The organism is Serinicoccus chungangensis (assembly GCF_006337125.1).
GTDB lineage: Bacteria > Actinomycetota > Actinomycetes > Actinomycetales > Dermatophilaceae > Ornithinicoccus > Ornithinicoccus chungangensis.
In genome coordinates this window covers 80,155-91,550 of sequence record NZ_CP040887.1, presented here as the reverse complement: position 1 = coordinate 91,550, position 11,396 = coordinate 80,155, and the positions used below count along the sequence as shown (strand labels likewise).

The 11,396-nt window shown below is 72.3% G+C and carries 11 protein-coding genes; 4 read left to right on the top strand and 7 right to left on the bottom strand.

Features of this window, described 5'->3' with window-relative positions; genetic code table 11:
• Positions 1-184: 184 nt before the first annotated feature.
• Genes FHD63_RS00385 through FHD63_RS00370 form a run of 4 tightly spaced genes read right to left on the bottom strand, consistent with a single transcriptional unit; the run spans position 185 to position 5,388 of the window.
• Positions 185-1,528: an ABC transporter substrate-binding protein gene (locus FHD63_RS00385; protein WP_139719171.1), complete on the bottom strand. Its 1,344-nt coding sequence runs from the start codon at positions 1,526-1,528 to the stop codon at positions 185-187.
• 31 nt (positions 1,529-1,559) lie between these two features.
• Complete coding sequence (locus tag FHD63_RS00380; protein WP_139722899.1) at positions 1,560-2,366, bottom strand: carbohydrate ABC transporter permease; 807 nt, start codon at positions 2,364-2,366, stop codon at positions 1,560-1,562.
• Between the two features lie 56 nt (positions 2,367-2,422).
• Positions 2,423-3,307: a carbohydrate ABC transporter permease gene (locus FHD63_RS00375; protein WP_139719169.1), complete on the bottom strand. Its 885-nt coding sequence runs from the start codon at positions 3,305-3,307 to the stop codon at positions 2,423-2,425.
• Positions 3,304-5,388, bottom strand: coding sequence for a beta-galactosidase (locus FHD63_RS00370; RefSeq protein ID WP_139719167.1), 2,085 nt, complete (start codon positions 5,386-5,388; stop codon positions 3,304-3,306). The genes FHD63_RS00375 and FHD63_RS00370 overlap by 4 nt, the downstream gene beginning before the upstream one ends.
• Before the next feature lie 148 nt (positions 5,389-5,536).
• On the opposite strand from FHD63_RS00370, the gene FHD63_RS00365 reads away from it, so the two are divergent.
• The 3 genes from FHD63_RS00365 (at position 5,537) to FHD63_RS00355 (ending at position 8,539) form a co-directional block, all read left to right on the top strand.
• Positions 5,537-6,550: a LacI family DNA-binding transcriptional regulator gene (locus FHD63_RS00365; RefSeq protein WP_139719165.1), complete on the top strand. Its 1,014-nt coding sequence runs from the start codon at positions 5,537-5,539 to the stop codon at positions 6,548-6,550.
• 95 nt (positions 6,551-6,645) lie between these two features.
• Positions 6,646-7,671 carry an endonuclease/exonuclease/phosphatase family protein gene (locus FHD63_RS00360; RefSeq protein WP_139719164.1) on the top strand — a complete coding sequence of 342 codons (1,026 nt, stop codon included), beginning with the start codon at positions 6,646-6,648 and terminating at the stop codon, positions 7,669-7,671.
• Positions 7,672-7,735: 64 nt separating this feature from the next.
• Positions 7,736-8,539: a hypothetical protein gene (locus tag FHD63_RS00355; RefSeq protein WP_139719162.1), complete on the top strand. Its 804-nt coding sequence runs from the start codon at positions 7,736-7,738 to the stop codon at positions 8,537-8,539.
• Here the strand turns inward: FHD63_RS00355 and FHD63_RS00350 are convergent.
• Positions 8,524-8,799, bottom strand: coding sequence for a DUF1540 domain-containing protein (locus FHD63_RS00350; protein ID WP_139719160.1), 276 nt, complete (start codon positions 8,797-8,799; stop codon positions 8,524-8,526). The two genes, FHD63_RS00355 and FHD63_RS00350, sit on opposite strands and share 16 nt — an antisense overlap.
• A gap of 237 nt (positions 8,800-9,036) precedes the next feature.
• Between FHD63_RS00350 and FHD63_RS00345 the strand changes: the two genes are divergently transcribed.
• On the top strand, positions 9,037-9,777 hold the full coding sequence (locus tag FHD63_RS00345; protein WP_139719158.1) for a hypothetical protein: 741 nt from the start codon (positions 9,037-9,039) through the stop codon (positions 9,775-9,777).
• A gap of 3 nt (positions 9,778-9,780) precedes the next feature.
• On the opposite strand, the gene FHD63_RS00340 is transcribed toward FHD63_RS00345, so the two are convergent.
• Positions 9,781-10,161: a DUF2237 family protein gene (locus FHD63_RS00340; protein WP_139719157.1), complete on the bottom strand. Its 381-nt coding sequence runs from the start codon at positions 10,159-10,161 to the stop codon at positions 9,781-9,783.
• Positions 10,162-10,221: 60 nt separating this feature from the next.
• The gene (locus FHD63_RS00335; RefSeq protein WP_139719156.1) at positions 10,222-11,271 is read right to left on the bottom strand and encodes an SGNH/GDSL hydrolase family protein; all 1,050 of its coding nucleotides are present in this window, start codon (positions 11,269-11,271) and stop codon (positions 10,222-10,224) included.
• Positions 11,272-11,396 lie beyond the last annotated feature (125 nt).

Sequence of the window (11,396 nt, the reverse complement as noted above, 5' to 3'; positions counted from 1 at the left end):
ACGGGGCGGGCCCGCCCGACCGGAAAATCCCTGCCGGGGCAGGAGGACGACGGTCAGGCGCTGTCCGTCACCCGGCCCGACCGTGGTTCTGCTGCCCGGGCGGCAGAACCACGGTCGAGAGGACTCGGGTACGGGCGGTGCGGGCGGTGGGGGCGGGTGGGGACACCACCCGCCCCACCCGGGCTCACTCCCCGACGGGAATGCCCTGGCTCTCCAGCGCGCTCGTCGTCGACTCCTGGGCCGCGGCCAGCGCCTCGGCGAGGCTGCCGTTGCCGCTCGCCGCGGCGGAGAAGCCGTCGGACACGTCGTTGTAGACCTGGGTCATCGTCGGGCCCCACGTCCAGTCCGTGGGCACGGTGGCGCCGGCCTCGGTGAAGACCTCGTAGATCTCCTGGCCGCCGTAGAACGGCACCCCCTCGGACAGCGCGGGCAGCTGCTGGCCCTCGGTGGTGGCGGGGTAGAGGTTGGCGGCCTCGATGAGCGCCTCGTGCGCCTCCTCCGAGGTGTTGAGCCACAGGGCGAACTGCGCCGCCTCGTGCGGGTGCTCGGTGCCCTTGAAGACGGCCGTGGTGGACCCGCCCCAGTTTCCCGCGGCCTGCTCGTCGCCCCAGGTCGGCATGGGCGCCACCCGCCAGTCGCCCTCGGTGTCCGGGGCGCCCGACATGATCGAGTTGGCGCCCCAGACCGCCGAGACCCAGGTCCAGGCGTCGCCGCTGTTGTAGGCGTTGTCCCACTCGGTGGTCCACGGCGGGAGGGTGGAGACGAGGTCGTCCTGGATGAGGCCGTTCCAGTAGTCGGCGACCTGCACCGACTCCTCGCTGTCCAGCCCGACCTGCCAGGTGTCGCCCTCGTTGCCGAACCAGGAACCGCCGGCCTGCCACACGAGACCGGCGAACTGGTTGATGTCGCTGGTGGAGAAGTTGGTGATGTAGCCGTCGTTCTCCCGAACCTGCTCGGCGGCGGCGGCATACTCCTCCCACGTCGTGGGCACCTCGATCCCGGCCTCGGTGAAGAGGTCCTCGCGGTAGAACATCGCCATCGGCCCGGTGTCCTGCGGGATCGCGTAGACCGCGTCCTCCTCGCCGAGCTGCACCTGGCTCCAGGTCCAGTCGACGAACTGCTCCTGGGAGTCCATCACGCCCTCGCACCCGCCGATGTCGGTCAGGCCGTCCTGCACGCGGAAGTTGGGCAGCGCGTCGAACTCGATCTGGCCCAGGTCCGGCGGGTTGCCGGCCTCGAGCTGGTTGAAGAAGTTCTGGTACGTGCCGGAGTTGCCGTTCGGGCCGGTCTGCACCTCGACCTGGACGTCCGGGTTCTGCTCGTTCCAGATGTCGACGACGCCCTCGATGCCCGGCACCCAGGAGAAGAAGGTCAGGCTGACCTCCCCGTCGCTGGGCTCGCAGTCGGTAGCGGCACCGCCATCACCCTCGGCGGCACCCTCGGAGCCGGAGTCGCCGCCGCCGCACGCGGCCAGGGTGAGCAGCAGGGCCACCGAGGCGGCCCCCAGCAGTGGTGATGTGATCTTCATGGATGTCACTCTTTCTTCAGGGGTGGGTGGGCTACTTCACCGAACCGGTGCCCAGACCGGAGCGCCAGAAGCGTTGGAGGAGCAGGAAGACGACGATGAGCGGCACGATCGACACCAGGGAGCCGGTGAGGACGTAGAGGCGCAGCTCGGGGACCTGGTTGACCACGGTGTTCCAGTTGTAGAGCCCCAGGGTCACCGGGAAGAGGCGTTCGTCGCGCAGCATGATGAGCGGCAGGAAGAAGTTGTTCCAGATCGCCACGAACTGGAAGAGGTAGACGGTGACCAGCGCGGGGACCATGAGCCGCACCGACACCGAGAAGAACGTGCGGACCTCCCCGGCACCGTCCAGCCGGGCCGCCTCGAGCAGCTCGTCGGGCACCGAGGAGGCGGCGTAGATGCGGGCGAGGTAGACGCCGAACGGGCTGACGATGCTGGGCAGGAAGACCGACCAGAACGTGTTGGTGGCCCCGACCTGGGCGAAGATGAGGAACAGCGGCAGCGCCAGCGCGGTCGCCGGCACGAGCACCCCGCCGAGGACGACGTTGAAGATGACCTCCCGGCCGGGGAAGGCGTACTTCGCGAGCGCATACCCGCACATCCCGGCCAGCACCGTCGCGACCAGGGCGCCCACACCGGCGTAGAGCACCGAGTTGAGCAGCCAGCGCGGCAGGATCCCGTCGCCGTAGGAGAAGACGCCCTGCAGGTTCTCCACGAGGTTGAGGTCGGAGAACCACAGCGGGTTGGTCGTCGTCAGGTCGCCGCGCTCCTTGGTCGCGGCGATGAACAGCCACCAGATGGGCGTGAGGAAGTAGAGGGTGAAGACGCCCAGGACGAGCATCGCGCCCACCCGGGAGACCGGGCTCTGCCGGTATGCCGTGCCGCTGGGTGTCGTGCTCACGAGAAGGCCCTCCGTTGGGTCAGCTTGAGGAAGGTGAAGGAGAGCACGAAGGTCGCCAGCGCGAGCACCACCGAGAAGGCGGCCGCGAGGGGCTGGTTGGGCACGGCGGCCGTCGTGTAGACGAGCAGGTTGGGGGTGTAGTCGCTGGTCACCGCGGTGGAGAAGGTGCGGAAGACCTGGGGCTCGGCGAGCAGCTGGAGCGTGCCGATGATGGAGAAGACGCCGGTGAGGATGATCGCCGGCAGGACCAGCGGGATCTTGACCGACCACGCGATGCGCCACTGCCCGGCGCCGTCGAGCAGGGCCGCCTCGTAGACCTCGCCCGGGATCGCCAGCAGCGAGGAGTAGATGATGAGCATGTTGTAGCCGACGTAGACCCAGGTCACGACGTTGGCGATCGACCACAGCACGAGCCCGCTGCCGAGGAAGTCGACCTGGCGGGTGACGCCGGTGAACGGCGACAGGTTGGGCGAGTAGAGGAAGCCCCACATGATCGCCGCGATGACGCCGGGGACGGCGTACGGGGCGAAGAAGGCGAGCCGGAAGAAGCGCGCGCCCTTGACGGTCGGCGAGTCCAGGAGCAGGGCCAGCAGCAGCGCGACGCCCAGCATGATGGGGACCTGCACCGACCCGAAGAGCAGCACCCGGCCCACCGAGGCCCAGAAGGCCTCGTCGGCGATGACCTCGCGGTACTGCGTGAGCCCGCCGAAGACCTCCTCGGCCGGGCCGAAGGTGCCCGTGCGCTCCACGGTGCGGGTGGACTGCCAGACGGCGTAGGCGACCGGCAGCAGGTAGAAGAGGGTGAACAGCGCCGCGAACGGACCGATGAAGATCGCGATCGCGCCCGGGTGCTGCACCCGTCGTCGGGTCGGGCGGCTCATGACTGCTCCTCGGCTGCGAGTCGGACGATGCGGACGGCGCCGGCCGGCACCTCGAGCGTCGGGTCGACGTCCTGGCCGGTGCACACCTCGGTGCCCCGCGCGGGGACCAGCACGGGGTCGGGGCCGTGGTTGAGGACGAAGAGGAAGTCCGGCCCGGAGCCCGCGGGCACGGAGCGCCGGCGGACGACCTCGACGAGCGGACCGGCGCCCGGCTCGGGGTCCACGCCGGCACCGGCCAGGACCTCCTCGACGAGCGCACGCAGGGCGTCGGGGTCGAGGTCCGCCGCGGCGTACCAGGCGCGTCCCGTGCCGTGCTCGTGGACGGTCACCGCCGGGTGCCCCGCGAGCGGGCCCGCCCCCAGTCGGCGGTGCGCCCGGGCCCCGTCGAGCCGGACCCGCTCGGTCCAGCGGCGCACGGTCCCGCCCGACGTGCCCTCCAGCGGCAGCACCACACCCTCGGCCAGGGGGTGGACCTCCTCGACGGTGACCCCGAGCAGGTCGCGGAAGGCCCCCGGGTAGCCGCCGGGACGGACCCGGTCGTCCTCGTCGACGATGCCGGAGAAGAAGGTCACGAGCGCGTGCCCGCCGTCGGCGACGAAGTCCGCCACGACGGCTGCCTCGCTGTCGCGGACGAGGTAGAGGTGGGGGACGACGACGACGCGGTAGCCCTCCAGCGCGGCCCCCGGGCGCACGACGTCCACGCCGACACCGGCCGCCCGCAGCGCGGCATACGCCTGGTGGACCTGCTCGAGGTGGACGACCAGCTCACTGGGCCGGTTGGGGGCGTCGGCGGCCCACCAGTTCTCGTAGGAGAAGACGAGGGCGACCTGCGCGGACACCTGCGTCCCGGCGAGGTCGGGCAGCGAGCGCAGGATCGTCCCGAGCTCGATCGTCTCCCGCCACGTCGCCGAGTCCGTGCCGGCGTGCGGCAGCATCGCGGAGTGGAACTTCTCCGCGCCCTGGCGCGAGGCCCGCCACTGGAAGAAGCAGAGCGCGTCGGCGCCGCGGGCGAGGTGCGCCACCGAGCCCCGCAGCAGCTCACCCGGCTGCTTGGCGATGTTGACCGGCTGCCAGTTGACCGCGCCGGTGGCGTGCTCCATGAGGATCCACGGCCGGCCCTGCGCCAGCCCTCGGGTGAGGTCGGCGCAGAAGGCCAGCTCGGCGGCCGGGTCGGCGAGCCGGTGGTCGAGGTAGTGGTCGTTGGCGATGACGTCGAGGTGCGGCGCCCAGTCCCAGTAGTCCATGTCGCGCTGGTGCGCCGTGACCATGAGGTTGGTCGTGACCGGCAGGGGGCTGTGGGCACGGACCACCGCGGCCTCGGCCTGGTGCTGCGCGAGCAGCTCCTCGGAGCTGAAGCGGTGGAAGTCCAGGGCCTGACCGGGGTTGGGGGTGGACAGCGTGAGGCGCGGCGGCAGGATCTCGTCGAAGGAGCCGTAGCGCTGCGACCAGAAGGAGGTGCCCCAGGCCTGGTTGACCGCCTCGATGTCGCGGTAGCGCTCGCGCAGCCACCGCCGGAAGGCCTCGGCGCTGGCGTCGCAGTAGCACAGCGCGTTGTGCCCGCCGAGCTCGTTGCTCACGTGCCACAGGCGCAGGGCGGGGTGCCGGCCGTAGCGGGAGGCCACCCGCTCCACGAGCTCGAGGGAGAGCTCACGGAAGACCGGGGAGCTCGGGCACCACGCCTGGCGGCCGCCCGGCCAACGGGTGGTGCCGTCCTCGGCGACCGGCAGGACCTGCGGGTATGCCGTGGTCAGCCACGGCGGCGGAGAGGCCGTCCCGGTGCCGAGGTTGACCCCGATGCCGTGCTCGTGGAGGAGGTCGAGCACCTCGTCGAGACGCCCGAAGTCGAAGCGCTCGGGGGCGGGTTGGATCTCGGCCCAGCCGAAGACGTTGACGGCCACGAGCTCGACGCCGACCTCACGCATGAGCCGGACGTCCTCCTGCCACACCTCGCGCGGCCACTGCTCCGGGTTGTAGTCGCAGCCGAGCAGCGGGTGGTCGGTGCGCCACGGGGTGCGGTCCGGCGCCTCGGCGGGCTCGACGCGACGGCGTGACCACACCGGTGGGGTGCCGACCTGGACCATCGTCGCTCCTTCGCGCAGGGCGACCCGGTCGGTCGCCTGTGACCGTGCACAGAACCAGCTCCAAGGACGCGGCGAAGGTTCTGTGACCGTGCACAGAGCGTGCCGGTCACCACCGCCGGCTGTCAACCCCCTGGGTAGGATCGGGAGCATGCCCCCCTCTGCCGGACGCGTGACGATCCGCGATGTCGCGGCCGCGGCCGGTGTCTCACGGGGCACCGTGAGCCGCGTGCTCAACGGCGAGGGCTACGTCTCCGACCACGCCCGTGAGGCCATCGAGCGGGCGGTCCGCACGGTGGGCTACGTGCCCAACACGGCGGCGCGCAACCTGGCCCTCAACCGGTCGGGCGCGGTGGGGCTGGTGGTCCACGAGCCGCACGAGCTCTTCCTCGAGGACCCCAACATCGGCGCCATCCTGCTGGGGGCCAACGAGGTGCTCTCGACGGCCGACCAGCAGCTCGTCAGCCTGGTCATCGACTCCGAGCGCGACACCGAGCGCGTCGTGCGCTACCTGCGCGGCGGCTTCGTCGACGGTGCGGTGGTCGTCTCCGCACGCGAGCACGACGCCCTGCTGGACGCCCTGCAGCGGACCACCCTCCCGACGGCGCTGGTCGGCCGGCCGCCAAAGGGGGTCGAGATGCCCTGGGTGGGCATCGACAACGCCGGCGCCGCGGCTGCGGTGACCCAGCTCCTCGTCGACCAGGGGCGGTCCCGTGTCGGCATCATCGCGGTCGGTCTCGACCGTGACTCGGGCTCGGACCGCCTCGCCGGCTTCCGCTCGGCCCTCGGCCCGGCCTTCGACCCGGCGCTGGTCGTGGAGCGGCCGCTCTACGAGTACGCCGCCGGCCGGGACGCCATGCGCGAGCTGCTCGAGCGCGCCCCCGACGTCGACGGGGTCTTCGCCACCTCGGACGCCGTGGCCGCGGGTGCCCTGGAGGCCCTGCTCGCCAGCGGACGACGGGTCCCGGGCGACGTCGCGCTGGTGGGCTTCGACGACTCCAGCTGGGCCCGCCGCTGCCGGCCCGCGCTCACGACGGTGCGCCAGCCGGCCCGCGACCTGGGTGCGGCCGCCGCCCGGCTGGTGCTGGACCAGCTCGCCGGGATCCCCGCCGGGCCGGAGGGCCGCCTGCTGCCCACCGAGGTCGTGGCTCGGGACTCGGCGTGACGGCACCGTCCGGCGCCGGGTGGGCAGGTATCTGATGCGGTCCGCTCCCCTCTGAGAGCGTGGTACCCGGTGGCCACGACCCGAGGAGGACAGCGGTGGACCGTACGACGCTGAGCGTGGCGACCTTCAACCTCTACAACCTCAACCTGCCCGGTGGTCCGATGTACCGCGACGAGGACGGCTGGAGCCCGCAGGAGTACGCCGCCAAGGTCGCCTGGTCCGCCGGCGTCGTCGCCAGGCTCGCGCCCGACGTGGTGGGGCTGCAGGAGCTCTGGCACGTCGACGCCCTGCGCGACGTGCTCGCCCGGGCCGGGCTCGAGCAGGAGTACGCCCTGCTCGCCGGTCCGGCGACCGGTGCCCGGATCGTGTGTGCGGCGCTGGTGCGGCGCGACCTCCTCGTGCCCGGCACCGCCACCTGGATCGAGGACTTCCCCGAGGACCTGAGGCTGGAGTCGGGAGGCGAGGACCCGCAGACCCCTGACGTGTCGGTGCGCATCCGCGGTTTCTCCCGGCCCGTGCTCCGCTTCGACATCGCACCGCGCCGGGACGAGCCCGCCACGAGCGTCTACGTGTGCCACCTGAAGTCCAAGGCACCGACGCAGGTCTGGCGTGAAGGGTGGTACGACGCCGACCGCGACCGGTACAAGCCGCATACCACCGCCATCGGGTCGGCCCTGTCCACGATCCGCCGGACCGCCGAGGCCGCCGCCCTGCGGGTGGTCCTGACGGCCCAGCTCAAGGGCACCGTCAGCCCCGTCATCGTGCTCGGCGACCTCAACGACGGCCAGCACTCCAACACCCTCAACCTGCTGACCGAGCAACCCCGCTACCTCGTCGGCGACTCCCGGGGAGGGGGCGACAACGCGCTCTACACCGCCCAGACGCTGCAGCAGTACCGCGACACCCGCGACGTCTACTACACGCACGTCTTCCAGGACCTGCGCGAGTCGCTGGACCACGTGCTGGTGTCGGAGCAGTTCTACGACCACTCGCGGCGCCGGCGCTGGCTCTTCGACGGGCTGACCATCGACAACGACCACCTGCACACCGCCGACCACCGCGCCGACGGCAGCACCGACCACGGCGTGGTCCTCGTCCGCTTCCGCCACGCGCCCGCCTGAGCCTCGACCTGCAGGTATGCGCGCACTTGCTTTTCGCTAAAGAGGTGAGGTTATCCTTACCTGCATGACGTCACCCCAGCCCACCCCGACGGTGGCCGAGCGGCTGCGTGAGGGGACCGCCCGGTCGACGGCGGCTCGCCTGCTGCACGGTGTCGGGCGGGCGTCCGTCGTCGCCTACCGGGAGGACCCGGACCGGCCCCTGCACGCTCTCGCCCACGGCCTCACCGCGGCGGACGTGCCGGTGGTGGCCCTGCCGGCCGGGACCCTGGACCCGGCGGACGCGCGCCGGGAGGTCCGGCTCCGCATCGACCAGCACGGGGCCGACCCCCGCACCCGGGTCTCGGTGGCCAGCCTGCACGCCCTGGCTCACCTGCGCCTCATGGACGAAAGTGAGACCGGGGCCATGAGCGGCCTGGGGTTGCTGCCGCCCGAGGTGGACTGGTCGGCGGGCTCGGGTGCGCAGGTGGCCCTGCTCTGCCTCGACCGCCTGCTGCTGCACGACCAGGCGGGGGTGACGCCGATGTCCTTCGCCGACGTGGCCGGCCCGCCGTGCTTCCCCTCCCGCGACCAGGAGTGGGTGTGCCGTGACGCCGTCGAGGTCCTGGGGTGCGCACGCATCCACGGGATCGTCGCCGAGGTCGTCTCGGGTGCCCGGCCGGGGGTCGTCGGTCCGGGCCACCCGACGCCGGCCTCGATGTCGCCGGTGGTGGGGCAGACGGTGCTGGCCGATGTCGACGCCACCGGCTGCACGTGGCTGGACGTCGGGGCCGGGAGCACCCGGACGGTGTTCGTGCCGTTCGGGGCGCCCGTACGCCGCCTCGAGGATCTCCCGGCGGCCGTGGACCGGCTCGCTCAGCCGGCGGTGTAGCTCAGGCAGCGAGCCGTGTCGCCGCCCACGGTGATGGCGTCGGCGGTGCACAGGAGGTCCGCGTTGTGGGCGCACTCCAGACGCTGGCAGGCCCCCACGTGCCCCTCGGCGACGGGCAGGCCGCCGCGCACGTCGAGCTCCACGAACGTCCCGCAGGAGGCCCCGTCCCCGCCGATGGTCACGGCCTCGGCGCTGCAGCCGCCCTTGTTGTAGGCGCAGCTGGTGGCGGCACAGGAACTGATGGCGGTCATGGTGGCCATGGTGGTCGTCCTCTCCTCGGGTCTGAACAGCAGAACTGTCCCGAGAATAGAAGTCCGGCGGACGTGCCACAACATCATCGTGCCTGATCAAAGTATGTGTCGATCGTCATTCCCTAATTCTTCACCAGCATTCTGAGTGCGGGCTCGGCAGCAATAGGAATGGTCATGGTGGTGAAATACGCAGGACGTGGTGGCGGGCTGGCGCTGCGCAGCAGGAGCACAGGGCAAGATGGGTCCATGAGCTACGACATCACGTTGTGCCCGCGACGTCCCGGACAGGAGTGGGAGGACGCGCTCGCCGCCGCCGACGCCGAGGACACCGAGGTCGAGGCGGACGAGCAGGCGCTCGCCACCGGCGTCGAGACCTTCCGCCGCATCGAGGCCCGCCTGCGCGAGGTGGTCGACGGGGAGGTCGAGACCTGGGTGGCGGAGGAGACGGGCGGCGACGTCTACGGCGAGCTCAGGGCCCTCGACACCGGGCTGCAGGTGGACCTCTTCGACCGCTCGGCGTCGGTGACCGCCCCCGACGGTGCGCCAGGAGACGCCGAGAGGCTGCACGCGCAGGTGCGGGGGGCGGTCGACGCCGTGGTGCAGGAGACCGGGTACGACGCCTACGACCACCACCGCGGCGAGACCTTCGACGGCACCGTCGCAGCAGCCCCGGGTGGGACCGGTCCCGCCGGGACGTCCGAGACGACTGGTGCGCCCGCCGCCGACACCGCCGAGGCGGGTGGACCAGGAGGGCCGTCGGCCGCGGACCTGGGCCGCAGGAGCCCGACCAACCTGCGGCGACGCGGCTGGATCTACCTCATCCTCGGGATCGTCATCACCGTCCTGGCCATCCAGCGGCTGGGCTCCGGGGACTCCGGTGCCCTCACCATCCTCCTGCTGGTCATCGGCGTCCTCGACCTGCTCGGTGGAGCCCTCCTCGTGGGGGTGTCGCAGCGCCCGGCGCGGGAGACCCCGACCACCGGCTGAGCCTCACAGCCCGGACAGGTCGTCGGGGACGTCGACGGCATACCGTCGCAGCAGGTCGAGGGGGACGACCTCGAGCACCTGCTCGTGGGTGCTGGCGAGCACGACCGGTGCGGCGCGGCCGTCCTGGTGGGCCTGGAGCCAGCGCACGGCCACGACGCACCAGCGGTCGCCGGGGCGCAGGCCGGGGAAGCCCCAGGAGGGCCGCGGCGTGAGCAGGTCGTTGCCCACCGAGAACTCGTGGGCCAGGAACTCCTCGGTCATGACCGCGCAGACCCCGTGGACCCCGACGTCCTCCGGGGTCACCTCGCAGCAGCCGGACCGGGTGAAGCCGGTGACCGGGTCGAGACCGCACTCCTCGAGCGGGGAGCCGAGCACGTTGCGCATGGGGCCAGCATGGCAGCGGACCCCGCCGCCCCGCCGGGCGACCGCCGGGAGGCGGCGCGGTCAGCCGCGGGAGGCGAGCCGGGCGTCCAGCTCCTGCAGCTCCCGCAGCCCCTCCCGGACGACCCGCTCGTCGCCGCTGCGCAGCTTGGCGACCGCCTTCCTGACCTCGCCAGGGTTGAGGCCGGCCGCGCGCGCCTCGCGGAGGTGCTCGGCGCTGGCCAGGTCCATGCCGAGCACCGCGGAGGCCTGCGACCGGATGCTCGGCGCGGGCGCGGGCTGCGCCTGCGGCTCCGGCAGGCTGCGGGCCGCGACCGAGGCGAGGCCCAGGGCGGGGGCGACCGCCGAGGCGTAGGCCCGGTTGCCCGCCCGGTTGGGGTGGAAGGACTCGTCGATCGGCAGGGTCAGGTTGTTGATCCAGGCCTGACGGTCGCAGACGGCGTGCCCGGCGAAGTCGTCCCGGACCTCGACGTAGGTGAAGCCGGCGGCGGACGAGCGGGCGTCGATGAGCCGGTCCAGCTCGGCGGTCCCGGCGTTGAGCCGCGCCATCTCCCGGCCGGAGAAGAAGGTGGCCCAGGAGCAGTCCTGGCCGTTGAAGAGGTAGGGGTAGCCGGCGACCGCCACCTCGGCGTCGGGTGCCCGCCCGGCGATCTCGCCGTAGACCTGGTCGAGGCGGCCGGGCAGCACCGTCCGCAGGGTGGTCAGGCTGTCGTCGATCTCGCCGTCGCAGTCGCTGATCCACCCGGGCAGGGCGCACTCGGTCAGCACGTCGGCGAACCCGACGTCGTTGCCGCCGATCGTCATGGACACGCGGGCGGTGTGCGCGTCGAGGGTGCCGAGCTGGTCGGCCAGCACGTCGGTCGTGTTAGCCCCCGAGCAGGCCTGGTAGTCCAGGGCGAGGCCCTGCTGACCGGCGATGAGCGCGGGGTAGCCGTAGGGCGAGCGGTAGCAGGCGTCGGTCCGGGCGTAGGTGCCCGTCCCGGCGGAGAAGCTGTCGCCCAGGGCGACGTAGTCACCGTCGCCGCTCGCCGCCTGCGCGGGTGCGGCGGCGAGGGTGGCGCCCAGGGCGAGGGTGCAGGTCGAGGCCAGGAGGGTCCGTGTCGTCGTTGACATGGGGGACATGCAAGCACAGGCGTCCGACGCACCGCAGGGTTTGCGCCCACGTCACCCGTCGCCGACGGCCTGGACGAGGCCCGTGCGGCGTGTCGCGCGCGGTGGCCGTGTGGACGTCGGGCCGC

Bases quoted from the DNA above. Each gene is read 5' to 3' on its own strand.
- FHD63_RS00340 (WP_139719157.1), bottom strand. From the start codon at position 10,161: ATGCGCAACGTGCTCGGCTCCCCGCTCGAGGAGTGCGGTCTCGACCCG.
- FHD63_RS00355 (WP_139719162.1), top strand. From the start codon at position 7,736: ATGACGTCACCCCAGCCCACCCCGACGGTGGCCGAGCGGCTGCGTGAG.
- FHD63_RS00385 (WP_139719171.1), bottom strand. From the start codon at position 1,528: ATGAAGATCACATCACCACTGCTGGGGGCCGCCTCGGTGGCCCTGCTG.
- FHD63_RS00365 (WP_139719165.1), top strand. From the start codon at position 5,537: ATGCCCCCCTCTGCCGGACGCGTGACGATCCGCGATGTCGCGGCCGCG.
- FHD63_RS00375 (WP_139719169.1), bottom strand. From the start codon at position 3,307: ATGAGCCGCCCGACCCGACGACGGGTGCAGCACCCGGGCGCGATCGCG.
- FHD63_RS00335 (WP_139719156.1), bottom strand. From the start codon at position 11,271: ATGTCAACGACGACACGGACCCTCCTGGCCTCGACCTGCACCCTCGCC.
- FHD63_RS00370 (WP_139719167.1), bottom strand. From the start codon at position 5,388: ATGGTCCAGGTCGGCACCCCACCGGTGTGGTCACGCCGTCGCGTCGAG.
- FHD63_RS00350 (WP_139719160.1), bottom strand. From the start codon at position 8,799: ATGGCCACCATGACCGCCATCAGTTCCTGTGCCGCCACCAGCTGCGCC.
- FHD63_RS00380 (WP_139722899.1), bottom strand. From the start codon at position 2,366: ATGCTCGTCCTGGGCGTCTTCACCCTCTACTTCCTCACGCCCATCTGG.
- FHD63_RS00345 (WP_139719158.1), top strand. From the start codon at position 9,037: ATGAGCTACGACATCACGTTGTGCCCGCGACGTCCCGGACAGGAGTGG.